Origin of the sequence: [Actinomadura] parvosata subsp. kistnae (assembly GCF_900323885.1) — a bacterium.
GTDB lineage: Bacteria > Actinomycetota > Actinomycetes > Streptosporangiales > Streptosporangiaceae > Nonomuraea > Nonomuraea composti.
In genome coordinates, this window is sequence record NZ_OOHJ01000018.1 from 2,549,489 (window position 1) to 2,574,390 (window position 24,902).

19 protein-coding genes are annotated in these 24,902 nt (G+C 68.7%); 11 read left to right on the forward strand and 8 right to left on the reverse strand.

Annotation, left to right across the window (positions count from 1 at the left end; all coding sequences use genetic code 11):
* Window positions 1-66: 66 nt before the first annotated feature.
* The 4 genes from KIS93_RS31860 to KIS93_RS31875 all read left to right on the forward strand — a co-directional run bounded on the left by KIS93_RS31860 (window position 67) and on the right by KIS93_RS31875 (window position 5,251).
* Complete coding sequence (locus KIS93_RS31860) at window positions 67-1,413, forward strand: aminotransferase-like domain-containing protein (RefSeq protein WP_080044170.1); 1,347 nt, start codon at window positions 67-69, stop codon at window positions 1,411-1,413.
* A gap of 162 nt (window positions 1,414-1,575) precedes the next feature.
* Window positions 1,576-1,728: a hypothetical protein gene (locus KIS93_RS31865; RefSeq protein ID WP_155128849.1), complete on the forward strand. Its 153-nt coding sequence runs from the start codon at window positions 1,576-1,578 to the stop codon at window positions 1,726-1,728.
* A 1-nt stretch (window position 1,729) separates the two neighbouring features.
* Window positions 1,730-2,686 carry a D-alanine--D-alanine ligase family protein gene (locus KIS93_RS31870; protein WP_080044169.1) on the forward strand — a complete coding sequence of 319 codons (957 nt, stop codon included), beginning with the start codon at window positions 1,730-1,732 and terminating at the stop codon, window positions 2,684-2,686.
* Window positions 2,687-4,204: 1,518 nt separating this feature from the next.
* On the forward strand, window positions 4,205-5,251 hold the full coding sequence (locus tag KIS93_RS31875; protein ID WP_222107672.1) for a threonine aldolase family protein: 1,047 nt from the start codon (window positions 4,205-4,207) through the stop codon (window positions 5,249-5,251).
* Between the two features lie 1,126 nt (window positions 5,252-6,377).
* On the opposite strand, the gene KIS93_RS31880 is transcribed toward KIS93_RS31875, so the two are convergent.
* The 8 genes from KIS93_RS31880 to rpmH all read right to left on the reverse strand — a co-directional run bounded on the left by KIS93_RS31880 (window position 6,378) and on the right by rpmH (window position 13,340).
* Window positions 6,378-7,340: a ParB/RepB/Spo0J family partition protein gene (locus KIS93_RS31880; protein WP_080044168.1), complete on the reverse strand. Its 963-nt coding sequence runs from the start codon at window positions 7,338-7,340 to the stop codon at window positions 6,378-6,380.
* 1,568 nt (window positions 7,341-8,908) lie between these two features.
* Entirely contained in the window at window positions 8,909-9,775 is an 867-nt protein-coding gene (locus tag KIS93_RS31885) for a ParA family protein (protein ID WP_418113389.1), read from the reverse strand.
* Window positions 9,776-9,981: 206 nt separating this feature from the next.
* Window positions 9,982-10,656, reverse strand: coding sequence for a 16S rRNA (guanine(527)-N(7))-methyltransferase RsmG (rsmG, locus tag KIS93_RS31890; RefSeq protein WP_230465700.1), 675 nt, complete (start codon window positions 10,654-10,656; stop codon window positions 9,982-9,984).
* A 382-nt stretch (window positions 10,657-11,038) separates the two neighbouring features.
* The gene (locus KIS93_RS31895) at window positions 11,039-11,527 is read right to left on the reverse strand and encodes a Jag family protein (RefSeq protein ID WP_080044166.1); all 489 of its coding nucleotides are present in this window, start codon (window positions 11,525-11,527) and stop codon (window positions 11,039-11,041) included.
* A 20-nt stretch (window positions 11,528-11,547) separates the two neighbouring features.
* Window positions 11,548-12,498, reverse strand: a complete 951-nt coding sequence (yidC, locus tag KIS93_RS31900; RefSeq protein WP_080044165.1) for a membrane protein insertase YidC — start codon at window positions 12,496-12,498, stop codon at window positions 11,548-11,550.
* Window positions 12,499-12,502: 4 nt separating this feature from the next.
* Complete coding sequence (gene yidD / locus KIS93_RS31905) at window positions 12,503-12,784, reverse strand: membrane protein insertion efficiency factor YidD (RefSeq protein WP_080044164.1); 282 nt, start codon at window positions 12,782-12,784, stop codon at window positions 12,503-12,505.
* A complete protein-coding gene (rnpA, locus tag KIS93_RS31910) occupies window positions 12,781-13,143 on the reverse strand; it encodes a ribonuclease P protein component (protein ID WP_080044163.1) in 363 nt (120 codons plus the stop codon). The genes yidD and rnpA overlap by 4 nt, the downstream gene beginning before the upstream one ends.
* A 59-nt stretch (window positions 13,144-13,202) precedes the next feature.
* Window positions 13,203-13,340, reverse strand: a complete 138-nt coding sequence (rpmH, locus tag KIS93_RS31915; protein WP_020547366.1) for a 50S ribosomal protein L34 — start codon at window positions 13,338-13,340, stop codon at window positions 13,203-13,205.
* 444 nt (window positions 13,341-13,784) lie between these two features.
* Here rpmH and dnaA point away from each other — a divergent pair, with 444 nt between their 5' ends.
* The 7 genes from dnaA to gyrA all read left to right on the forward strand — a co-directional run bounded on the left by dnaA (window position 13,785) and on the right by gyrA (window position 24,899).
* Window positions 13,785-15,368 carry a chromosomal replication initiator protein DnaA gene (gene dnaA, locus KIS93_RS31920; protein WP_080044162.1) on the forward strand — a complete coding sequence of 528 codons (1,584 nt, stop codon included), beginning with the start codon at window positions 13,785-13,787 and terminating at the stop codon, window positions 15,366-15,368.
* Between the two features lie 542 nt (window positions 15,369-15,910).
* Window positions 15,911-17,050: a DNA polymerase III subunit beta gene (gene dnaN, locus KIS93_RS31925; RefSeq protein ID WP_080044161.1), complete on the forward strand. Its 1,140-nt coding sequence runs from the start codon at window positions 15,911-15,913 to the stop codon at window positions 17,048-17,050.
* A gap of 45 nt (window positions 17,051-17,095) precedes the next feature.
* A complete protein-coding gene (gnd, locus tag KIS93_RS31930; RefSeq protein WP_080044160.1) occupies window positions 17,096-18,040 on the forward strand; it encodes a phosphogluconate dehydrogenase (NAD(+)-dependent, decarboxylating) in 945 nt (314 codons plus the stop codon).
* A 79-nt stretch (window positions 18,041-18,119) separates the two neighbouring features.
* Entirely contained in the window at window positions 18,120-19,364 is a 1,245-nt protein-coding gene (gene recF / locus KIS93_RS31935; protein WP_080044159.1) for a DNA replication/repair protein RecF, read from the forward strand.
* A 262-nt stretch (window positions 19,365-19,626) separates the two neighbouring features.
* Window positions 19,627-20,088 (forward strand): DciA family protein, encoded by a 462-nt coding sequence (locus KIS93_RS31940; RefSeq protein ID WP_080044158.1) that lies wholly within the window; start codon window positions 19,627-19,629, stop codon window positions 20,086-20,088.
* A gap of 374 nt (window positions 20,089-20,462) precedes the next feature.
* Complete coding sequence (gyrB, locus tag KIS93_RS31945) at window positions 20,463-22,385, forward strand: DNA topoisomerase (ATP-hydrolyzing) subunit B (RefSeq protein WP_418115098.1); 1,923 nt, start codon at window positions 20,463-20,465, stop codon at window positions 22,383-22,385.
* Between the two features lie 15 nt (window positions 22,386-22,400).
* Window positions 22,401-24,899 carry a DNA gyrase subunit A gene (gene gyrA, locus KIS93_RS31950; protein ID WP_080044156.1) on the forward strand — a complete coding sequence of 833 codons (2,499 nt, stop codon included), beginning with the start codon at window positions 22,401-22,403 and terminating at the stop codon, window positions 24,897-24,899.
* Window positions 24,900-24,902: the final 3 nt, after the last annotated feature.

Consider the following 24,902-nt stretch of genomic DNA (forward strand, 5'->3'; position numbering starts at 1 on the left):
CCACGACGGTCGAGCCCGGCGACGGGCGACATGTCCGTCTGGCGTAATCTGGTATTTCAGCCCGATATGACACCTAGGAGGTGGGCCGTGACAGAAGAGCAGGATCACGGTCAGACACCCGCGACCCAAGGGTCGCGCATCGACGCCTACGTCGATCGGTACGCCGCGCGAGCTACCGGGATGGTCGCCTCCGAGATCCGAGCTCTTTTCGCCGTCGCGTCGAGGCCCGAGGTGGTCTCGCTCGCGGGCGGCATGCCGTACGTCACGGCTCTTCCCCTCGACATGGTCGGCGAGCTGGTCTCCGACCTCGTCACGCGGCGCGGCCCCGTCGCGCTGCAGTACGGCTCCGGCCAGGGCGACCCGCATCTGCGCGAGCAGATCTGCGAGGTCATGCGGCTGGAGGGGATTCACGCCGGGGCGAACGACGTGGTCGTCACCGTCGGTTCGCAGCAGGCCCTCGACCTGATCACCCGGATCTTCATCGATCCCGGTGACGTCGTGCTGGCCGAAGGGCCCTCGTACGTGGGAGCGCTCGGAACGTTCGCCGCATATCAGGCCAAAGTGGTCCACATCGCGATGGACGATCAGGGCATCGTGCCCGAATCGCTCGCCCAGACCATCTACGCCCTGGAAACCGCCGGGGCGCCCATCAAGTTCCTCTACACGATCCCGACCTTCCACAACCCCGGCGGCGTCACGCTCAACATCGCCCGCCGCCAGCAGGTGCTCGACATCTGCCAGCGGGCCGGGATCCTCATCATCGAGGACAACCCGTACGGGCTGCTCGGCTTCGACGGCGAGCCCATGCGCGCCCTGCGCGCCGACAACCCCGACGGCGTCGTCTACCTCGGCTCGTTCTCCAAGACGCTCGCCCCCGGCTTCCGCGTCGGCTGGGCGCTCGCGCCGCACGCCATCCGCGACAAGCTCGTCCTCGCCATGGAGTCGGCCGTCCTGTCCCACTCCTCCTTCACGCAGCTCGCCGTAGGCCAGTACCTCGCCACGCAGCCGTGGCACGAACAGATCAAATCGTTCAGGGAGCTCTACCGCGAGCGCCGCGACGCGCTGCTCGACGCGCTCGAATCGCTGATGCCGCCCGAGGTCACCTGGACCCGGCCTGGGGGCGGCTTCTTCGTCTGGGCCACCCTGCCCGAAGGACTCGACTCCAAGGCGATCCTGCCGCGGGCCGTGGCCGAGCGGGTCGCGTTCGTGCCCGGCACCGGGTTCTTCTCCGACGGCAGCGGGGCGCGGCACATGCGGCTCTCGTACTGCTATCCGGAGCCCGACCGCATCCGCGAGGGCGTGCGGCGGCTCGCCGGGGTGATCGAGCAGGAGATCCAGCTCAGAGACACCTTCGGCACCGCCTCCGCCCGCGACCACCAGGGCGTCGACACACCCGGCCCCGACCTGGCCTGACCGCCACACGCCACACCACCGGCAGGCCGGCGCCGCACCCGCTGCGAACGCCGGCCTGCCGCTGTGTATGGCGGGATGCTGCCGCTGTGTATGGCGGGATGTGGGAGGGGATCGCCGGAGAAAGCACCTCCCGTACACCATTAGCCCCAGCCGCCGGTACGGTTGGACAGCCGTGCCATCAGCGACGTCGGCAGCGTCGGCAGTGGTAGCGGCAGCGTCGGTAGCGACGTCAACGTCGGTAGCGTCGGTAGCGGCATCAACATCGATGGCGGCATCAGCGGCATCAACGGCTTCACGGCTTCAGCGGAGGGATGAGATGAGCGATCTGGGCCATGTGCTCGTGCTGGCCGGAGGCCTCTCCTACGAGCGGGAGGTGTCTCTGCGCTCGGGTCGCAGAGTCAGCGAGGTGTTGCGCGCGACCGGCATCGACGTCGAGACCCGCGACACCGACGCCTCCCTCGTCCCCTACGTCCTCGCCGACCCGCCGGACGCCGTCTTCGTGACCCTCCACGGCGGTGCGGGCGAGGACGGCGCCATCCGTTCCGTCCTGGAGCTGCTCAACGTCCCGTACGTCGGCGCCGACCCCGACGCCTGCCGGGTCGCCTTCGACAAGCCCACCGCCAAGGCCGTCGTCCGCTCCGTCGGCCTGCGCACCCCCGCCTCGGTCACGCTCCCCAAGGAGACCTTCCACGACCTCGGCGCCACCGTCGTGCTCGGCCGCATCGTGGAGCACCTCGGCCTGCCCCTCTTCGTCAAGCCCGCCCGCGGCGGCTCCGCCCTCGGCGCCTCGTTCGTCCCCACCGCCGAAGAGCTGCCCGCCGCGATGGTCGGCTGCTTCGCGTACGGCGACACGGCGCTCATCGAGCGGTACGTCGAAGGCGTCGAGGTGGCCGTCTCCGTCGTCGACCTCGGCGCCGGCCCCGTCGCCCTGCCCGCTGTGGAGATCGTCCCCGACGAAGGCGTCTACGACTACGCGGCCCGCTACACCGCCGGCCACACCGAGTTCTTCGCCCCGGCCCGCCTCTCGGCCGCCGCAGCCGCCGCCTGCGCCGAAACCGCCGTAACCGCCCACACGGCCCTGGGCCTGCGCGACATCTCCCGCACCGACCTGATCGTCGACGCCGACGGCGTCCCCCACTTCCTGGAGGTCAACGTGGCCCCCGGCATGACGGAAACGTCTTTGCTCCCGATGGCCGCGGAAGCCGCCGGCCAGGACCTCGGCGAGCTCTGCCGCACCCTCCTTCAGAACGCCGCCTCCCGCTCCTCCTCCTGACGCACCCGACCGGGGCGCAGAACACAGCACGCACCTGCGCCCCCATTCCCCACGCCACCACCGCAGCCGCCCGCCCTCCGGGGTGCCCCGCACATGCCGGCACAGAACAACGCGCACAACGACAGCGGCCCATGCTCAACGGGCGGCGCATGCGCATGGCGACGTGTTCCCAGCACGACGCTGCGCTCAGCACGTGACGGGTGGAGCACGGCATGCGGCGCAGCACGTGACGGGTGGAGCACGGCATGCCGCTCAGCACGTGACGGGTGAGTGAGCACGGCATGTCCTCAGCATGTGACACCTGAGAACGGCATGCCCTCAACACGTCACATTCGCATCGCCTCACCCGAAGCGGACCGCACCCGCGCGCTTTGCCACCGCAGCGCATCACACCCACGGCGCCTCAGGCCCGCAAGGCCGACTTGTCCCGTCAACAGAACGCCTCGCTCTCGCAGCACCTCACCCTCCTGGCGCCGCACACTCACAGGGCGACTCGCCCTGCAGAACGCCGCACCCCGCAGCACCTCGCCTTCCTAGCCCGTCACGCTCACAGGACGCCTCACCCCGCAGCACGCCTCACCCGCAGCGCCTCGCCTTCCTAGCCCGTCACGCTCACAGAGCGCCTCGTCCCTCAGGACGCCTCACCTCACGGCACCTCGCCTTCCCAGCCCGTCAACGCTCACAGAGCGCCTTGCCCCGCAACGCACCTCGCCCCGCAGCACCGTTCCTAAGCGCGTCTCGGCCAGCAGAGCGCATCACCCCTGCAGCACCTTGCTGCCCGCAGCGCGCCACACCCCACGGCACGTCACGCCCCACGGCACATCGCACCGCAGTGCTTCGCCTCCTCACCCTGCCAGCCCTCCCCCCGAGCAAGCTCAGCACCTCACACACACCTACCGCACGCTCGCCAAGAACGCCGGCATCAAAAGGCCGCCCACCGCGCGCTGCTCCCCTGCGCACCGCACCCTCACGCAATCCGCCACCACGCCATCCACCCTTAGCACCACACCGCCACGTACCACACCGCGCACACCCCATCGCGTGTACTCATCGCCACGCACCACACCTCGCATACCCCATCCCATCCTCGTACCTCTCAGCTCCGTCCACCCATCCCCGTACCTCAACCCCGTCCGTCCCATCGCGTGCATCCGCCACCACTCATCCCGATCGGGCGCCCTCTCCGCTCTCTTCCTCCCTTGCCCGCACCGCGCCCAGCCCGTTGAGCACCCGCGCCCACTCCGCCGCCCACCCGCGCCGAGCCGCCGCCACACCCGCACCGAGCCGCCGCACACTCAGACACCCGCGCCACTGCTCAGCCCCCAGCCGGCGAACCGACCTACCGTGCCCCCACCGATGCCACAGCGCCGGCCACCCACTCCCGCCTGTCCTCCTGCCGCCCCTGGAAGCAGGCAGGAACCTCGCCTCAAGCCGCGCTCTCGCCACCACGACCACCCCCCACACCACACCACACCACCACGAGCCAGACCCCATGCCCCCGATAAGTAGCCTTACGGTGTGCTGATCGAATCGATGTACCCCAAGAGCTTCGCCAGCGACAACCACGCCGGCGTGCACCCGACCATCCTGGAAGCCATGGCGGCCGCCAACCACGGCGACGCGCCCGCCTACGGCGACGACTCCTGGACGTCGGCGTTCGAGGAGAAGATCAAGGAGACGTTCGGCCCGGCCGCCGAGGGCTTCGCGGTGCTCAACGGGGCGGGCGCCAACATGGTCGGCCTGGCCCTCATGCTGGGCCGCTACGACGCCATCATCTGTGCCGACAGCGCCCACATCGCCACCCACGAAGCAGGAGCCTCGGAGCGCCTGCTCGGCGTGAAGCTCATGACGGTTCCGACCGAGGACGGCAAGCTCCGCCCGTCCGACATCAAGTCACGCCTGGGTGGAATCGGCAACCCGCACGAGCCCCAGCCCGCCGTCGTCTCGATCTCCCAGACGACGGAGCTGGGCACCACCTACTCCCCCGCCGAGATCGCCGCCTTGGCCGAGACGGCTCACAAGTCGGGGCTGCGCCTCCACGTGGACGGCGCCCGGCTCGCCAACGCGGCCGCGTACCTCGAATGCGACCTGAGGGCCATCACGACGGACGCCGGCGTGGACGTGTTCAGCTTCGGCGGTACGAAGAACGGCGCACTGGCCGCCGAGGCGGTCGTCGTCCTCGACCCGTCGCTGGCGAACGCCGTCCCGTTCCTCCGCCGCCAGTCCCTTCAGCTCGCCTCGAAGATGCGCTTCATCTCGGCCCAACTCACAGCCCTGCTGACGGACGACCTGTGGCGCCGCAACGCCGCCCACGCCAACGCGATGGCCACGCGCCTAGCGAACGGCCTGGCAGACATCCCCGGCATCTCCCTGGCATACCCGGTCCACTCCAACGCCGTGTTCGCCACCCTCCCACACGTCGCCGCCGAAACCCTCCGCCAGCGCTACCTCTTCCACTACTGGGACGAGCCCGCCGGCACCGTCCGCTGGATGACCGCCTTCGACACCACCCCAGAGCAGGTGGACGACTTCCTCGAAGACATCCACAAAGCCGCCGCCATGTAACTCGCCCGCCCCTGTTTCACGTGAAACACGCCCGCGCTCCCCGGCCCCAGCGCCAGGAGCGCCAAGCGTCCCCAGATCCCAGATCCCCAGGAGCGAGATACGCGTCGCTGCCGGCTCACCCCCTAAGGCGACCTCCTCGTACCCCACCCGCGCGCCACCCGCCGCGCGGACGGGTCACCCTCCGCCCCCCGGGGACACCGACCCTCGGACCGTCCGCGGGTCCACCGACCCTGGACCGTCCGCGGAGACACCGTCCCCACACCGACCCCGGAGGCACCGTCCTCGCACCGCACAGGCAGTGTCCCCTTGCATCGCCCAGACACCCCCTCGCCCGGCGCAGACGATGCCCCCTCGCCCCGGCGCGCAGACGGTTGCCCTCTCGCCCCAGCGCAGACGGTTGCCCTCTCGCCCCAGCGCAGACGGCGCCGCCCACGGGCCCCGCAGACGTGGTCCTCACCCCACGTAGACAGCGTCCCGTTCACGTCTCCCGGAGACGCCGCCCGCATATCGCGCGGCCAGCCCTCTCCGGGTGGCGCGAACAGCTCCCTCCTGCGGTGCAGACAGTGCGCCCCCTTGCACCGCCCGACAGCCACCGCCCCAACGCCCCCGCCGCCGCTCTTCCACCAATTCCGCCACGCCAATCCGCACGGCGCCGTCGCCTTCGCGCGGGGACCTCTCTTCCGCCCAACTGGCCACGCACCCGTGGCACTCGCCACGCACCCCGGCACACACAGATCGCCAACCGCCATTACGAAAGTGTGCCCCTTGCCTTGCGCTCGCAGTGCGCCTCCGACCGTCCGCGCCACCTCCGGGCGTCTGTCGCACGGTGCGTTTCACGTGAAACATCGCCCTCGCCTTGTGGCTGGGCCGTCCGACTGGAGGCCGCGTGATCGCCAGCCCCAGGATCCCAGCGCAATGCGCCGCCACCTCGACCATCCGCCATCCCCGCGCGACCTGAAGCCGTCAGTTGCCGCCCGCCCATGTTTCACGTGAAACAGGAGCCGAAGACGCCACGAGAGCTGATGCCGACGTGTTTCACGTGAAACAAGGCGAGCCAGCGGCCACACGACCCTCGAGTACCGCAGACCTTGACCTTCTCCGGCGCGCCTCTCCCCTACAGACTGCTTCAGTCCTCAGACTCTCGCATCGCGCGAACGGCCTCAGGCGCCATGGTCCCGATGATCCGCTCCAGGTCGTCAATCGTGGCGAACTCCACGACGATGCGCCCCTTCCTGCGTCCCAGATCCACCTTCACCTTGGTCTCGAAGTGATCCGACAGGCGGTCGGCGAGGTGGGTGAGGCCGGGCGCGGTCGGCTTGGCCGGCTGGCGCTCCCGCGGCGCCTTCTTCGCGGCCTTAGCGCTCCCCATCGCCACGATCTCCTCCACCGCGCGGACCGAGAGGAGCTCTGCCACGATGCGCTTGGCGAGCTGCATCTGCTCCTCGGCGCTTTCGAGGCCGAGGAGGGCGCGAGCGTGACCGGCGCTGATGACTCCAGCCGCCACCGTGCGCTGCACTTCGGGCGGGAGGTTGAGGAGACGCAGGGTGTTGGTGATGTGAGAGCGGGAGCGGCCGACCTTCTTCGCGAGCTGATCGTGAGTCGCCTGGAAGTCGTCGAGGAGCTGCTGGTACGCCGCCGCCTCTTCCAACGCGTTCAGCTGCTCACGTTGCAGGTTCTCGATGAGGGCATCACGCAGGAGGTCGGTGTCCTGGGTGTTGCGCACGATCGCCGGCACCGGGTCGAGGCCGACCTGCTGGCAAGCTCGCCAACGCCGCTCCCCCATGATCAGCTCGTACTGACCACCACCGACCGACCGGACCACGATCGGCTGCAAAAGGCCGACCTCCCGGATGGAGGCCGCAAGCTCTTCGAGACGCTCCTCGTCGAAGATGTCACGTGGCTGACGCGGGTTGGGGACGATCGCGGACAGAGCGACTTCCTTGAAGTACGCCCCGGCGATCGGCTTGGGCCCCGTCTCCCCCGTTGACCCGTTCGACGGGGCCGGCGCCGACCCCGTACCGTCAACGATGGGACCGGTCGGGATGAGCGCCCCGAGCCCCTTGCCCAATCCCCGCCGCTGCTGACTCACTGCGTCTCCTCATCCACCCGGTCGATTCCGGTCACTCCAGGAGAGGTTACCGTCGCCCGCCCCGCCGGGTGCCCGCTCGCCACACACCACCGCGTTGGATTTACACCGACACGGTCACAAACCTGCCCAACTCGTGACTGAGCTCCAAGATGCCCCGCGCCGCCTCCTAGCCCCGCCGCACACAGGACGCAGAACGGCAGGCCGAGCCACGGCGGGGTGCCGGGACGGTGCGGGTGCCGAGCTGGCGCGGGCGTCACGATGGTACGAGTATCGGGGACTGGGGCGGGCGTCCCGATGGCGCTGATGCCAGCGCGGCCAAGCGGCGGACCGGCCGAGAGGTGGGTATGGCCGAGGCACGGACCCGCATGATCCGCATGATCGGCACAGCAAGCGCATGCAGAGGGCCGGCTCAGGGGCCAGCGAAGAGGCCTGGTGCAAAAGGCGGCGCGAGAGGACCGGCGCGGGAGGACCGGCGCGGGAGGGGGTGGCGCGTGGACGGTGCAGGAGTGGGGGCAGTGCGGGAGGGGGTGGCGCGTGGACGGTGCAGGGAGGGCGGCGGGTGGACGGTGCGGGGGCGGGGGCAGTGTGCGAGGACGATGCAGACCGTAGGTGGGTGTAAACCCGACAACCACGCCTGCGGGGGGGCAGCGAGCACACGCAGGAGCCGAGCGTGGGAGCCAGGCGGGGCGCAGAGTGCAAGCGGATGGCAGGCGAGTGGGCCCCGGACAGGCGCAGGCCGTAGGGCAGACACGGATAGCGGAGAAGCGCGGACAGCAAGCGTCGGACAGGCGGGCACAGGGCCAGGCCAGCGCCGACCACAGACGAGCACGGACCACAAGCGGGCGAAGACTGCAGGCGGGCACGGACAGGAGGCGTCGACGCGGGCGCGGACAAGAGGCGGACAGAGGGCCAGACGGCTCGAACCGCAGGCCGGGGCGGACCCCAGGCGGACATGGACCGGGCTGGTGCGGACCGCAAGCGGGCGCAGGCTCTGGCGGACAGCGGGCGTCGGTTGCTGCATGAGCGCGGGCGTGAGTGACGCGCAGACTGCCGCACAATCCCCGGCACCTCGCCGCACGGCACGCCACGGCCCGGCACACGATCGCTCGGCGAGCAACCCACGCCGCGCGCAGCCACGCGACACTCTTCGGCCCTTGGCGCAGTCGCCTTGCGCGTGCAGCCTCCCGAGGCACAATCGCTGCGCACTGCCGTCCGAAGCGCCGCCGTCCAAAGCGCCGCCGTCCGAAGCGCCGCCGTCCAAAGCGCCGCCGTCCGAAGCGCCGCCGTCCAGCGCTGCCTCACACGCCGCGCCGCCTTGCATGCCGCCTCCCTCCGCGCCGCGCTCAGAGTCCGGCGTCCTGGAGCCGCAGCGGAAGGTGGGCCGGAAGGGCTTGTGGGTGCGGTCGGATGCGTTGGTGGGCAAGAGAGGGCGTTTGTGTCGCGGTAGGGCCGTCCACGCGGCGATCCCGTCGCACGAGGGCGCGCGGACGAGCCCACTCGCGTTCCGCCCGTGATGCGTGCGGAGACAGCCGCGTGCGAAGCCGATTGCGCCTGTGGCGCACCGACGATCAGGCGACGGTGGCGCGGTGGGCGATTTCGCGGGCGGCGTCCATGTAGGCCATGGCCCCGCTCGACCCCGGGTCGTACGTCATCACCGACTGCCCGTAGCTGGGCGCCTCCGACAGGCGGACGCTGCGGGGGATCACCGTGTTCAGGACGGTTTCGCCGAAGTGGGCGCGGACCTCGTCGGCCACCTGGGAGGCGAGGCGCGTGCGGCCGTCGTACATCGTCAGGACGATGGTGGACAGGCGCAGCGTCGGGTTCAGGTGGGCCTTGATGAGGTCGACGTTTCTGAGGAGCTGGCCGAGGCCCTCCAGGGCGTAGTACTCGCACTGAATCGGGATCATGACCTCGTCCGCCGCCACGAGCGCGTTCACCGTCAGCAGGCCGAGGGACGGCGGGCAGTCGATCACGATGTAGTCGAGCTCGATCGCGTCGTAGGCCGCCAGGGCGCGGCGGAGGCGGGCTTCGCGGGCGACGAGGGAGACCAGCTCGATCTCGGCGCCGGCCAGGTCGATGGTGGCCGGCGCGCAGTAGAGGTTCGGCATGTCGGGCACCTGCTTGACGATGTCGGCCATCGGCAGGTCGTCCACGAGCACCTGGTACACGTCCGGCACGTCGCCGCGGTGCTCCGTGGCCAGGGCGGTGGAGGCGTTGCCCTGCGGGTCGAGGTCCACCACGAGGACACGCTGGCCGTGCATGGACAGCGCGGCGGCAATGTTGACCGAGGTGGTCGTCTTGCCGACGCCGCCCTTCTGGTTGGCAACCGCGATCACTCTGGTCTTGGACGGACGCGGCCAGTCGCCGTTGCTCTCGCCCGAGGGGTCGCCGGGCTGGGCGGCCGTCTGGGTCGCAGATGTTTCACGTGAAACCACTGAGCTGAGGGCCTCTCGTACCAGGGGCGAATCACCGGGGTTCAGGGGGGTCTGGGTCACGTTGGCCATCCTTTCAACCAGTGGTGTGCCGGTGCCGGGAGTTTGCTGTCGCGACACGCCCATTTCAGGCCAGCCAACCCCGTGGGGACTCTCGGACCGACGGCTGCCGGGCCAGCCCAAACCGCTTGACGCGACTGGCACAACCGTCACCTCCTTCGTCGCGGCCTTGCTCGCTCCGGCGCGCGACCCGCTACCACCCGAACCAATGTTGCAGGCGGCTCGACCTTACCGTGCCCGACGGTCACAAGCTCGGCCGTTCGGGCTCCGCTGGCCCGCAATTGGGACTCCGCCTCGGCGAGCTCGTCGGCGGCCCGCTCCCCCTTCATGGCGATCAGCTCCCCGCCCTCGCGGAGCAGCGGCATCGCCCACTTCAGGAGGCGGTCGAGCGGCGCCACCGCGCGGGCGCTGGCGACGTCGAACTCGCGCTTGCCGGCCAGCTCCTCCGCCCGGCCGCGCAACACCTCGACGTTGTCCAGCTTGAGCGCCGCGACGCATTCCTCCAGGAACACGGTACGGCGCAGCAGCGGCTCCAACAGCGTAACCGTGATGTCCGGCCGCACGATGGCCAGGACCAGGCCGGGCAGCCCGGCCCCCGAGCCGATGTCCACCAGTCTCACGTCCGGCGGGACGACTTCGGCCACCACCGCGCAGTTGAGCAGGTGACGATCCCAGATCCGGGACACCTCCCGCGGGCCGAGGAGCCCGCGGACGACGCCGGGGCCCGCCAGCAGCCCGGCGAACGCGTTGGCGCGCTCCCAAGCTTCCCCGGTGAAGACGTCCCGCGCGATCTGCGGCGGCTCCGGAAGCTCATCGTCGCTCACTGGTTCGGTGGCCCTTTCTGAGACCTGGCGGCCCTTGCTCGGGTGGTGGGTGTTCGGTCGGTATGAAGTTCGGTGTGGAGATCGGTGGCGTGCCGGTGGGTGCGGCTGCGGTCAGGGCCGCGGCCCGGCGCCGCTGGGCGTGGCGCCCGGTTTGGGACGGTGTCGGTCTTGTCGCTCCCCCAAGGCTACGGGGTGAGATCACAAAGGCAGACTAGCGGGCCGGGGTGAAGGTGGCCGGTGAGCGCGCCGTCGGCACCCCCCATGCCCCCGGCGGCGACGAGCGTACGAGCGCGCCGCCCGTACTCACCGACAAAAGGAAACGGCCGCCTGCCACGCGTGACAGCGGGCAGACGGCCGGATCGGACGGAGGTGGGCAAGCGCCTCAGGCGGGCAGGACCACCACGTACCGCTGCGGCTCCTCCCCCTCGGACTCGCTCCGGAGCCCGGCGGCGGCCACCGCGTCGTGGACGATCTTGCGCTCGAACGGGGTCATCGGCTGCAGCGCCTTGGACTCGCCGCGTTCCTTGACCTGGTTGGCGATCTCGGTGCCGAGCTTGGTCAGCTCTGCCCGGCGCCGCTCGCGGTAGCCGGCCACGTCGAGCATCAGCCGGGAGCGCTCGCCGGTCTGACGGTGGACGGCCAGCCGGGTCAGCTCCTGCAGCGCCTCGAGGACCTCTCCCCCGGGCCCCACCAGCTCGGTGCTCTTCAGGCCGACGACGGAGACCAGGGCGCGGTCGCCTTCGACGTCCATGTCGATGTCGCCGTCGATGTCGGCGATGTCGAGAAGGCCCTCGACGTAGTCGGCAGCGATCTCACCTTCCTGCTCCAGCGCGCTGAGATCAGGAGCCTTCTCCTGCTCGGCCTCGGTCATGGCCGGCCTCTCCTTCGTGTTCAAGACTTCTTGCTGCCGGTGCGCTTGCTGCGTGACTGCCTGCTCGGCTGCTGCCTAATGATCTTAGGCTCCGGAGCGGGCGGAGGGGCCTGTTCTTCCGGAGTGGTCTTGCGCAGTTTGGCGAACAGACCGGGCTTCGGCTGGACCGGGATCACGTTGCCCTTGGCGTCGTACTGCGGCATGGGGTGCCGGCTGTAGAACCAGTGCTGCTGACCGAGGGTCCACAGGTTGGTGGTCACCCAGTACATGATGAGGCCGAGCGGGAAGTTCAGGCTGAAGAAGGCGAACAGCGGCGAGATGTACATCAGGATCTTCTGCTGCTGCGCCATGGGGTTGTCGGGCATCTGCGCCATGGAGCGGGTGACGCTCTGCCGGACGGTGAGGAACGTGGTCAGCGAGCTGATCGCGACGAAGATGCCGAGGACGATCTTGGTCTGGACGTTCCCCGCGCCGAAGGCCTGGAGGTCGCTCTCCGACATCCAGAAGTTGGCGGGCAGCGGCGCGCCGAAGATGTGCGCGGCCCTGGCGCTGTCGACCAGTTCCTGCGTCATGCCGTACTTGGGGTGCCCGTTCGCCATGTTCTGCAGCACCGTGAACATGGAGATGAAGATGGGGAACTGGGCGACGACGGGAAGGCAGCCGCCGAGCGGGTTGGCGCCCGCACCCTGGTAGAGCGCCATGACCTCCTGGTTCATGCGCTGCTTGTCGTTCTTGTAACGCTTGCGCAGCTCTTGAACCTTGGGGGCGAGCTCCTGCATCTTCCGCGACGAGCGCATCTGCTTGAGGAAGAGCGGGAAGATCAGGATCCGCATGAAGACGGTGAGCGTGATGATCGTCAACGCCCAGGTCAGCCCGCTGTCCGGGTTGAGGACCGTGCTGTATGCAGTATGGATCCAGATGATGACTTGGGCTACGGCTTGATACAGCCAGCTCAGCCAGGACAGCTCCACCGAGCTATCTCCCTTGCGTTTCGTGAGACCGGACCGGGCGTGGGGGCACCGGGTCTATACCTCCGGGATGGAATGGGTGGCACCGCCCGATACGCCGGACAGTCAGCCATGTGCCGCGCAATGCCCCGTGCACGGCAATCGCTTCGAGTCCATAGGCACTGCACGACGGATAGAACCGGCAGCGTGGACCGAGCAGCGGGCTGATGAACGCCCGGTAGAACCGAATGGGAACGATGAGCACCCGGGCGGCGAGGCCCGGCACCACCCCTTGCGGCTGCTCCGTCATCTGTGTCCACCCGTCGAGGACTCTCGCCGCCTGAGCAAACGATCCAGCGCGAGATCGAGCTCGGCGGCCAAGTGCTCGAATCGCGCGGACGCGGCCGGTGGGTTGGCGCGTACCACAAGCAGGCTACCTCGCGGCAGCCGTTCGAGACGGTCTCGCATCAGGTGTCGGAGCCGTCGTTTGACCTTGTTTCGGGTCACGGCACTCCCGACGGCCTTGCTCACCACGAAACCCACGAGAGGTGGCTCTTCCCCAGAAATGGTGAAATGCACCACAAGAGTCGGACGACCGGCGCGTTTGCCACGCCTGACCGCCGCCTCGAACTCCTCCCCGCGTCGCATGCGGGATTGACGGGACAGCACCGTATACGTCTAACGCCCGCCGGCGAACATCGCCGGCGGGCTGAAATCGCGCAGGACGATCAGGCCGACAGCTTCTCGCGGCCCTTGCGGCGGCGGGAAGCGAGGATGGCGCGACCGGCCCGGGTGCGCATCCGCAGCCGGAAGCCGTGGGTCTTAGCGCGACGACGGTTGTTCGGCTGGAAAGTACGCTTGCTCACGGGTGGGCTCCAGGCTTGATGATGCGCCGCGAGGGCGCCTAACACACATGGATGGCCTGCCAGATTACGAGGGCACGCGAAATAGCCGTCGCGTGACAAGCCGACCGTCGTACGTTACGGGGCAAGCACCGTCCAGGTCAAACCGGACCGGTTGTCCACCAATCCACAGGCCACTTTTCCACCGCCGGTCCCACGTCCACAAGTTGTGCACTCCGGTGCCACTAGGCTGTGGACAACGCTTGAACACACCTGTGCACAAAGCTACTGTCGGGCCTCTCGGGGCCGCTCAAGCCCTGTGGACAGCTTGTGGACGGCCTGTGGAGGAAGAGGGCGCGAGGCCCTGTCTCCACATGTGGATGAAGGCGCCGCCGAAGTGTACGGGCGACTGTGCCATGTGGATAACGATCGCGGGGGGCCGCGAGAGGAAGGAGGGGGAGCCGCACCATGAACGGTGTCGACCTCGGCACGGTATGGGCGAGAGCCCTGGGCAACTTCCTCAACGAGAACGTGCCCATCCAGCAGCGCACCTGGCTGTCGATGGTGCGCCCGATCGCCCTGGCCAACGACACGATCGTGCTCGGTGTCCCCAACGACTTCCTCAAGGACCTCATCGAGAGCAACAAGCTGCGCCCGCTGGTGACTCATGCGCTCTCCCAGGAGCTCGGCCGGACCATGCGGGTGGCCGTGATGATCGACACGGCGGCGCCCGAGCAGCCCGCCGGCGAGTCTCATCAACAGCCTGTGACTCAAAGTTATCCCCAGGGTGTGGAGAGTCAGCTGCGTTATGCACAGCCCGTGCAACCGCAGCACAACCAGGCTTCGGAGCCTCCGCAGTTCTACTCTCCACAGCCGGAGCAGTCCCAGATATCCACCGAATATCCACAGCAGGGCTTCTCTTTTGAACAGGCCCAGCCGTACACACCGCCTGTGGAAAAGTCGCCCGAGCCGGCGGCGAACCGGTGGGAGGCGAAGAGCAACAAGCCCAGCGAACCGGCCAGGCTTAATCAGAAGTACACATTTGAGACATTCGTTATCGGCGCCAGCAACCGGTTCGCCCATGCGGCGGCCGTGGCGGTGGCCGAATCCCCCGCGAAGGCGTACAACCCGCTCTTCATCTATGGAGACTCCGGGCTGGGGAAGACGCACCTGCTGCACGCGATCGGGCATTACGCCCAGAGCCTGTACGACGGGGCGCGGGTCAGATACGTGAGCTCCGAGGAGTTCACCAACGACTTCATCAACAGCATCCGCGACCACAAGGCCGACGGCTTCCGTGGCCGCTACCGGGCGATCGACATCCTGCTCGTGGACGACATCCAGTTCCTGGAGGGCAAGGAGCAGACGCAGGAGGAGTTCTTCCACACCTTCAACACCCTGCACAACGCCAACAAGCAGATCGTCATCTCCAGCGACCGGGCGCCCAAGCAGCTCATCACGCTGGAGGATCGGCTGCGCAACCGGTTCGAGTGGGGCCTGATCACCGACGTCCAGCCGCCCGAGCTGGAGACCCGGATCGCCATCCTCAGGAAGAAGGCCATCCAGGAGGGCCTGGCCGCGCCGCCCGAGGTGCTCGAGTACATCGCCAGCCGCATCTCCACGAACATCCGTGAGCTCGAGGGTGCGCTCATCAGGGTCACCGCGTTCGCCAGCCTCAACCGGCAGGGCGTGGACCTGCAGCTCGCCGAGGTGGTGCTGAAGGACCTGATCACCTCGGAGTCCGACACCGAGATCACGATCGCGGCGATCATGAGCGAGACCGCTCAGTACTTCGGCATCAGCATCGACGACCTGTGCGGCACCTCCCGCAGCCGGGCGCTCGTCAACGCCCGGCAGATCGCCATGTACCTCGCGCGCGAGCTGACCGAGCTGTCGCTGCCGAAGATCGGCCAGCAGTTCGGCGGCCGCGACCACACCACCGTCATGCACGCGGAGCGCAAGATCCGCTCGCTCATCGCGGAGCGCAGGTCGATGTACAACCAGGTCAACGAGCTAACAATGCGGATCAAGCAGACACAGCGTGGATCTTGAGTTTGTGCACAGCCTGTGGAAAACACTGTGGACCAGCGGAAACACAAAAATTCACCGGCCGTTCGCCCGACAATGCTGGGAAAAATCGGTCCACAAGGGCTGGGGACAACCCTGGGGACATCCTGTGGGCAACTTGGGGACTACCAGTGGACAACGTGTGGACGGACTGTGAACAACGGATCTGGGGCTCCAAAAGGGCCCCTTCTACCCGGTGGATAACCTGTGGAAACCTCGTGGATAACCCGGCACTTCCCGTGGATGACGGGACCATGATCTGGGGACGGCCTGTGGGTGAAGAAAGTTCATCCCCAGGCGGCGAAGTTCTCCCCAGGCTTCGTACACAGGACAAGTGGAAGAAAATCTGGCCGCTGACCAGCCAAAACTCTGGTTGTCCACAGTTTCCACAGCCCCTAGTGTGATGACTTCCTCTATCTCTAACTAGAAACTCAAAGACCCATAGAGGGGTTCTCCCGGAGCGCGAGCGCGGGAGGGCGGATCCTTGAGATCCTTGAATCAACGACGAACCCAGGAGGCTGATCACCGTGATGTTCCGAATCGAGCGAGACGTCCTCGCTGAGGCGGTGGCATGGACGGCACGCAGCCTCCCGGCGCGCCCGTCCGTGCCCGTGCTCGCCGGCATGCGCCTGGAGGTCACCGAGGAGCAGCAGCTCAAGCTCTCCGGCTTCGACTACGAGGTCTCCGCCGAGGTCACCCTGGAGCTGCACACGGGTGAGCCGGGAGTCGTCCTGGTCTCCGGCAAGCTGCTCGCCGAGATCACGCGCGCGCTTCCCGCACAGCCTGTGGACTTCGTGGTGGAGGGCGCCAAGGCGGTCGTCACGTGCGGCAGCGCCCGCTTCACCCTGCTGACCATGCCTGTGGAGGACTACCCGACCCTGCCCGCCATGCCGCCGGCCGCGGGGCGGGTCGGCAGCGACGTGTTCGCCTCCGCCGTCAGCCAGGTCGCCGTCGCCGCTGGCCGCGACGACACGCTGCCGATGCTCACGGGCGTGCGCATGGAGATCGAGGGCGACACCGTGACCCTCGCCGCCACCGACCGCTACCGGCTGGCCGTGCGCGAGCTGAAGTGGCAGCCGGGGCAGCCCGACTTCGCCGCCATCGCGATGATCCCCGGCAAGACGCTCGCCGACACCGCCAAGGCGCTCGGCGCGACCGGCGCCGAGGTGGAGATCGCGCTCAGCTCCGCGGGCGGCACCGGCGAAGGCATGATCGGCTTCTCCAGCGCGGGGCGCCGCACGACGACGCGCCTGCTCGACCCCGAGTTCCCGAAGTACCGCTCGCTGCTGCCGACGGAGTTCTCCGCCCGCGCCGACCTGTCCACAGGCCCGTTCGTCGAGGCGGTCAAGCGCGTGGCCCTGGTCGCCGAGCGCAACACGCCGGTACGCCTGGCGTTCAAGAGCGGCGAGGTCGTGCTGGAGGCCGGCAGTGGCGACGAGGCGCAGGCCGTCGAGGCGCTGCCTGTCGACTACGAGGGCGAGGAGATGAACATCGCCTTCAACCACCAGTTCCTGCTGGAAGGGCTCGGGGCGATCGACTCCGATGTGGCCAGGCTGCAGATGACCACGTCCACGAAGCCCGCTATCCTCACCGGTGGCAAGCCTGTGGAGGACGGAGCCGTAACGGACTACCGCTACCTGATCATGCCCATCCGACTGTCAGGCTGAAACTGTCATCGGAGATGATGGAAGTCTGACAAGGGGGTAGACATCATGCAGATCGGCATGGTCGGACTGGGCAAGATGGGCGGCAACATGGCCGAACGGCTGCGCCGCGGCGGTCATGAGGTCGTCGGCTACGACCGCGACCCGGCCATCAGCGACGTCGCCAGCCTCAAGGAGCTGGCCGAACGCCTGCAGGCGCCGCGCGCCGTCTGGGTCATGGTGCCCGCGGGCAAGCCCACGCAGACCACCATCGACGACCTGGGCGAGCTGCTCAGCGAGGGCGACATCGTCATCGACGGCGGCAACTCCCACTACGTCGACGACCAGAAGCACGCCGCCGAGCTGGCGCAGAAGGGCATCGGCTTCGTCGACTGCGGCGTCAGCGGCGGCGTGTGGGGCCTGAAGAACGGCTACGCGCTCATGTGCGGCGGCGACAAGGCCCACGTCGAACGGCTCAAGCCGATCTTCGAGACGCTCAAGCCCGAGGGCGAGGACGGCTTCGTGCACGCGGGCGACGTCGGCGCCGGGCACTTCGCGAAGATGGTCCACAACGGCATCGAGTACGGCATGATGCAGGCGTTCGCGGAGGGCTGGGAGCTGCTTGAGGCGTCCGACGTCGTCAAGGACGTCAAGGGCTCCTTCAGCAGCTGGCGCACCGGCACCGTGATCCGTTCCTGGCTGCTCGACCTGCTGGTACGGGCGCTCGACGACGACGAGCACCTGGAGCAGCTGCGCGGTTACGCACAAGACTCCGGCGAGGGCCGGTGGACGGTGCAGGCGGCCGTCGACCACGCGGTGCCGCTGCCGGTCATCACCGCCGCCCTGTACGCCAGGTTCGCCTCGCGGCAGGACGACTCCCCCGCGATGAAGGTCGTGGCGGCGCTGCGCAACCAGTTCGGCGGCCACGCGATCACCTCGGCGGAGGGCAGCACCGGCAAGGGGGCCGACTCCCCCGGCGCCGACGTGACGCCGCCGCGCGAGTCGGAGCGCTGAGGTCATCCTCCGCACCGGGTTTTCCACAGACCGCATGCCGGTGACCCCGGTGACCCGTGAGGCGCACTAACCTCGTGGGGTGCATGTCGCCCACCTCTCGCTGACCGACTTCCGGTCCTACGCGTCCGTGGAGCTCGGCCTGGAGCCGGGCGTCACGGCGTTCGTGGGGCCCAACGGCCAGGGCAAGACCAACCTGGTCGAGGCCCTCGGCTATGTCGCGACGCACTCCAGCCACCGGGTGGCCGGCGACGCACCGCTGGTGCGGCAGGGCGCCACCCGGGCGATCGTGCGCTGCGCCGTCCAGCGGGAGGATCGGCGGGCGCTGATCGAGCTGGAGATCAACCCGGGGCGGGCCAACCGCGCCCGGATCAACCGCTCCCCCGTCTCCCGCGCCCGCGACGCCGTCGGCCTGCTGCGCACGGTGCTGTTCGCCCCTGAAGACCTGGCGCTGTCCAAGGGCGATCCGGCCGAGCGCCGCCGCTTCCTCGACGACCTGCTGGTGGCCAGGGCCCCCAGGTTCGCCGGGGTGCGCGCCGACTACGACCGGGTGCTGAAGCAGCGGGGGGCGCTGCTGCGTACGGCCGCGCAGGCCCGCAGAGGCAGCAGGAGCCCCCGGCGGCACGAGAGTGACACCGGGTTCGCCGCGGCCGGCGCGGGCGACGTCCTGAGCACTCTGGAGGTGTGGGACGCGCATCTCGCCCGGCACGGGGCGGAGCTGTTGCGGGGGCGGCTGGAGCTGATCGAGGCGCTGCGCCCGCTGGTCGCCGGGTCCTATGCCGCGCTGGCCCCGTCGAGCGCTCCGGCGACGCTCGCCTACCGCAGCACGTTGTCCACAGGTGGGGATCCCGGCGAGGGGGGTCCGGAGGGCGAAGCCCCCGGTGAGCGGGGATCTTTCGATACACAGACGTTATCCACAGACTTGGGGAAAACCCTTGAAGAGCGTCTGCGGGAGCGGCTATTGGAGGTCCGCCCGTCGGAGCTCGAACGCGGCGTCACGCTCGTCGGGCCGCACCGCGACGACCTGATCCTCGGGCTGGGCGAGCTGCCCGCCCGGGGTTACGCCAGCCACGGCGAGTCCTGGTCGTTCGCGCTGGCGCTGCGGCTGGCCGCCTACGACCTGCTGCGGGCCGACGGGGGCGATCCTGTGCTGATCCTCGACGACGTGTTCGCCGAGCTCGACAGCCAGCGGCGGCGGCGGCTCGCGGAGATGGTGGCGCCGGCCGAGCAGGTGCTGATCACGGCGGCCGTCGCAGACGACGTGCCGGACGAGCTGGTGGGGGGCAGGTTCGACGTCGCAGAAGGGAGTGTGACCCGTGTCCGCTGATGACGTGCGCCGTGGTGACGGCCTCCCGCCGAGGGGCGCAGGTTATCCACAGGCTGGGGCGTCCGGTGGACGACCGCGCGCCGCCCGCGCACCGGAAGCGGCGCCCGGGATGCCCGGTCGTCCACAGCTGGGGACGACCGGGCCAGGCGCGCCGGGCACAGCGGGCGCGCCAGGCACCGGTCCACACGCGGCGGGCGCGTCCGGTGGAGGGCCTGCGGCGGCCGCCGCCGGTAGTGAGAACGCGACGGCCAGAGGCGTGGCCATGGCGCGGGAGAAGCTGGCCCAGGCCAAGGCCGACGCCGCCAAGCGCGGCCAGCTCCCCCGCCGCGAGCCCAGGCGCAGGGCGGCCGGCCCGCGCCGGGACAGCGGCGACCCCCAGCTTTTCGGACGCGCGATCGCCGATCTCCTGGCCGATCGCGGCTGGGAGCGGCCGGCGAAGGTGGGCGCGGTGTTCGGCCGCTGGGTCGAGATCGTGGGCCCTGACCTGGCCGCCCACACCAAGCCCGAGTCGTTCGACGACGGAGAGGTGCTGATCGCGGCCGATTCGACGGCGTGGGCGACGCAGGTCCGGCTGCTCGCCCGCACCCTCGTACGCAGGCTCAACGAGGAGCTCGGCGACGGCACGGTGACAAAGGTCAAGGTCAGAGGCCCGCAGACGGCGCCGCGTCCATCGGGGGGATTGCGGGTGACCGGAAGGCGGGGCCCGCGTGACACGTACGGATGACCGCGGTCGAGCGCCGGTCCGGAGCAGCGGTGCGGAGCAGCTCCGGTAGGGCGCTCGGGGCGATCAGACCGCCGCAGACGCGATAAGCCCCCTTTCCGGAGGGGGGATGCTTGCCCGGGGGCCAAACGAGCTAGGGGGCATCACAGGCGCGTTCATTGCCACCTTGGCCCTCCGGAAGCGGTAGAATGAAAAAGGATTCCGGACACGTCCGCTTGCGTGTCACCCCGGCAGCAAGCCGACTCCCCTGGGTGACCGCGCATCGGGGCACTCACGACGGTGACGGGCACGGCAGGGGCAGCTTCGAAAGTTGATGGCCTCCCCCGCCGCGTGTCCGCGGCAGGAGGATTTCGCAGTTGTCCTACGACGCTAGCTCAATCACCGTACTCGAAGGGCTTGAGGCGGTTCGCAAGCGCCCGGGTATGTATATCGGCTCCACCGGCGAGCGTGGCCTGCACCACCTCGTCCAGGAGATCGTCGACAACGCGGTGGACGAGGCCCTGGCGGGTTTCGCCGACCGCATCGACGTCACGCTGCTCGCCGACAACGGCGTGCGCGTGGTCGACAACGGGCGCGGCATCCCCACCGGCATCCACCCGGTGGAGAAGCGCTCGGCCGTCGAGGTCGTGCTGACGACCCTGCACGCCGGCGGCAAGTTCGACAGTCAGTCGTACGCGGTCTCCGGCGGCCTGCACGGCGTCGGCTCGGCCGTCGTCAACGCGCTGTCCACCGCCATGGAGGTGGAGGTCAAGCAGAACGGCCACTACTGGCGGCAGCGCTACGAGATGTCCAAGCCCACGGCCCCGCTGGCCAAGGGCGAGGAGACCGACGAGACCGGCACCACGATCACGTTCTGGCCCGACGGCGACGTCTTCGAGACCACCACGTGGAACTACGAGACGCTCTCGCGGCGCTTCCAGGAGATGGCCTTCCTCAACAAGGGCCTGACGATCACGCTGACCGACGAGCGGCCCGACCACATCAACGGCGAGCCGCACACCGTCACCTACCACTACGAGGGCGGTCTGTCCGACTTCGTGCGGCACCTCAACGCGAAGAAGGAGCCGGCGCACGCGTCGATCATCGCCTTCGAGGAGGAGAGCGACGGGCTCGCGGTCGAGGTCGCGATGCAGTGGAACAACTCCTACTCGGAGTCGGTCTACAGCTTCGCCAACGTGATCAACACCGCGGAGGGCGGCACCCACGAGGAGGGCTTCCGCGCGGCGCTGACGTCCATCGTCAACCGCTACGCGCGCGAGCAGAAGTTCCTCAAGGAGGGCAAGGACGACAATCTCAGCGGCGAGGACGTCCGCGAGGGGCTGACCGCGATCATCTCGGTCAAGCTGTCCGACCCGCAGTTCGAGGGCCAGACGAAGACGAAGCTCGGCAACACCGAGGCGAAGTCGTTCGTCCAGAAGGCGTGCAACGACCACCTGCGTGACTGGTTCGAGCGCAACCCCGGCGAGGCCAAGGACATCATCAACAAGTCCTTGCAGGCCTCGCGCGCCCGCATCGCCGCGCGCCAGGCGCGCGACCTGACCAGGCGCAAGTCGCTGCTGGAGGCGGGCAGCGGGCTGCCGGGCAAGCTGGCCGACTGCCAGTGGAACGACCCGGAGAAGTGCGAGCTGTTCATCGTCGAGGGCGACTCGGCCGGCGGCTCCGCCAAGGGCGGCCGTGACTCGCGCTTCCAGGCGATCCTGCCCATCCGCGGCAAGATCCTCAACGTCGAGAAGGCGCGGATCGACAAGGTCCTGAAGAACAACGAGGTCCAGGCGCTGATCACGGCGCTGGGCACCGGCGTGCACGACGAGTTCGACATCGCCAAGCTGCGCTACCACAAGGTCATCCTCATGGCCGACGCCGACGTCGACGGCCAGCACATCAACACCCTGCTGCTGACGCTGCTGTTCAGGTTCATGAGGCCGCTCATCGAGGCCGGTCACGTCTACCTGTCCTGCCCGCCGCTGTACAAGATCAAGTGGGACCGGAAGGGCGAGGACGCCTCCTACGCCTACTCCGACAGCGAGCGCGACGCGGTGATCGCCGAGGGCATCGCCAACGGCAAGCCCGACCCGCGGCCGCGCGACAACGTCCAGCGCTTCAAGGGTCTGGGCGAGATGAACGCCGGCCAGCTCTGGGAGACCACGATGAACCCCGCGACCCGGCTGCTGCGCCTGGTCACGCTCGACGACGCGGCCCAGGCCGACGACCTGTTCAGCGTGCTGATGGGGGAAGACGTGGAGGCGCGGCGCGACTTCATCATCCGCAACGCGCGCGACGTTCGCTTCCTCGACGTTTAAGAAGGACCAACACCTGTGACGGACGTGAACACCACTCCCCCGGCTGACCGCATCGAGCCTGTGGACATCCAGTCCGAGATGCAGCGCAGTTACATGGACTACGCGATGTCCGTCATCGTGTCCAGGGCGCTGCCGGACGTGCGCGACGGCCTCAAGCCGGTGCACCGCCGCGTGCTCTACGCGATGTACGACGGCGGCTACCGTCCCGACCGCGGCTACTTCAAGTGCGCCCGCGTCGTCGGTGACGTGATGGGCACCTACCACCCCCACGGCGACACCTCGATCTACGACGCGCTCGTACGCCTGGCGCAGCCGTGGTCGCTGCGATACCCGCTGGTCGACGGCCAGGGCAACTTCGGCTCGCCCGGCAACGACCCGGCGGCGGCGATGCGCTACACCGAGTGCAAGCTCGCCCCCATCGCCATGGAGATGCTGCGGGACATCGACAAGGAGACCGTCGACTTCCGCCCCAACTACGACGGCAAGTCGCAGGAGCCCGACGTCCTGCCGGCCCGCTTCCCGCAGCTGCTGGTCAACGGCTCGGGCGGCATCGCCGTCGGCATGGCCACCAACATCCCGCCGCACAACCTGCGCGAGGTCGCCTCGGCGGTGAAGTGGGCGCTGGAGAACCCTGAGGCCAGCGACGAGGAGCTGCTCGAAGCGTCCATCAAGCTGGTCAAGGGCCCCGATTTCCCCACCAAGGCGCTCATCGTGGGCCGCCGCGGCATCGAGGACGCCTACCGCACCGGCCGCGGCTCGATCACCATGCGGGCCGTGGTCGAGGTCGAGGAGGACAAGGGGCGGCAGGCGCTGGTCGTCACCGAGCTGCCGTACCAGGTCAACCCCGACAACCTGGCGCTGAAGATCGCCGAGCTGGTGCGTGAGGGCAAGCTCACCGGCATCGCCGACGTACGTGACGAGAGCTCCTCGCGGGTGGGGCAGCGCCTGGTCATCGTGCTCAAGCGCGACGCGGTCGCCAAGGTCGTCCTCAACAACCTGTACAAGCACACCCAGCTCCAGGACACCTTCGGCGCCAACATGCTGGCGCTGGTCGACGGCGTGCCGCGCACGCTGCGGCTCGACCAGTTCATCCGGCACTACGTGGCCCACCAGATCGAGGTCATCGTCCGCCGGACGCGTTACCTGCTGCGCAAGGCCGAGGAGCGCGCCCACATCCTGCGCGCGCTGCTGAAGGCCCTTGAGCGCCTCGACGAGGTCATCGCCCTCATCCGGGCCTCCGAGTCCGCCTCCGCCGCCCAGCAGGGCCTCATGGGGCTCCTGGACATCGACGAGGTGCAGGCGCAGGCCATCCTCGACATGCAGCTGCGCAAGCTGGCCGCCCTGGAGCGGCAGTCCATCCAGGACGAGTACGACTCGCTGATGACGCAGATCGCCGAGTACAACGCGATCCTGGCCAGCGAGAGCCGCCAGCGCGAGATCATCAACGAGGAGCTCGCCGAGATCGTCCACCGCTACGGCGACGACCGGCAGACCGAGATCATCGCCTACGACGGCGACATGTCGATCGAAGACCTCATCGCCGAGGACGAGATCGTCGTCACGATCACGCGGGGCGGCTACGCCAAGCGCACCCGTACCGACCTCTACCGGGCGCAGAAGCGCGGCGGCAAGGGCGTGCGCGGTGCTCAGCTGCGTCAAGACGACATCGTCGACCACTTCTTCGTCACCACGACGCACCACTGGCTGCTGTTCTTCACGAACAAGGGCCGCGTGTACCGCGTCAAGGCGTACGAGCTGCCCGACGCCGGCCGCGACGCCCGGGGCATGCATCTCGCGAACCTTCTTGCCATGCAGCCCGACGAAACAGTCATGGAGGTTCTCGACCTACGCGACTACAACGTCGCCCCCTATCTCGTCCTTGCCACGCGCAGCGGGCTCGTGAAGAAGACCCGCCTGTCGGAGTACGACTCCCCCAGGTCCGGTGGTCTGATCGCGATCAACCTGCGCGAGGACGACGAAGTCATCGGAGCCCGGCTGGTCTCCGAGTCCGACGACCTGCTGCTCGTCTCCAAGGGCGCGCAGTCGATCCGCTTCACCGCCTCCGACGAGGCGCTCCGTCCCATGGGGCGGGCGACCAGCGGTGTCATCGGCATGAGGTTCCTCGAAGGTGACGAACTTCTCGCCATGAACCGGATCGCAGACGGTCAAGATGTGCTTATCGCCACGAAGGCTGGGTACGCAAAACGGACGCCAGTGGAGCAGTATCCAGTTCAAGGACGTGGCGGTAGAGGCGTGCTGACTGCGAAGATCGTATCTTCCCGTGGCAAGCTGGTCGGAGCCGTCATGGTCAACCCAGAGGACGAGGTCTTCGCGATCACGTCCGCCGGCGGGGTGATCCGGACGAGTGCCGGCGAGATCAAGCAGTCCGGCCGCCAGACCATGGGAGTTCGATTGATGAATCTCGCTGAAGGCGACAGCGTCGTGGCCCTCGCCCGCAACGCCGAGTCGATGGAGACTTCGGTGGAGAGTGATGAAGACGGGGGAGGAGAGTAGTTC

What these genes read in the sequence shown, in the direction of transcription:
- dnaA (WP_080044162.1), top strand. Translation starts at nt 13,785, where the DNA reads ATGAACGGTGTCGACCTCGGCACGGTATGGGCGAGAGCCCTGGGCAAC.
- KIS93_RS31870 (WP_080044169.1), top strand. Translation starts at nt 1,730, where the DNA reads ATGAGCGATCTGGGCCATGTGCTCGTGCTGGCCGGAGGCCTCTCCTAC.
- KIS93_RS31940 (WP_080044158.1), top strand. Translation starts at nt 19,627, where the DNA reads ATGGCGCGGGAGAAGCTGGCCCAGGCCAAGGCCGACGCCGCCAAGCGC.
- KIS93_RS31895 (WP_080044166.1), bottom strand. Translation starts at nt 11,527, where the DNA reads ATGACCGAGGCCGAGCAGGAGAAGGCTCCTGATCTCAGCGCGCTGGAG.
- KIS93_RS31860 (WP_080044170.1), top strand. Translation starts at nt 67, where the DNA reads ATGACACCTAGGAGGTGGGCCGTGACAGAAGAGCAGGATCACGGTCAG.
- gnd (WP_080044160.1), top strand. Translation starts at nt 17,096, where the DNA reads ATGCAGATCGGCATGGTCGGACTGGGCAAGATGGGCGGCAACATGGCC.
- yidD (WP_080044164.1), bottom strand. Translation starts at nt 12,784, where the DNA reads ATGACGGAGCAGCCGCAAGGGGTGGTGCCGGGCCTCGCCGCCCGGGTG.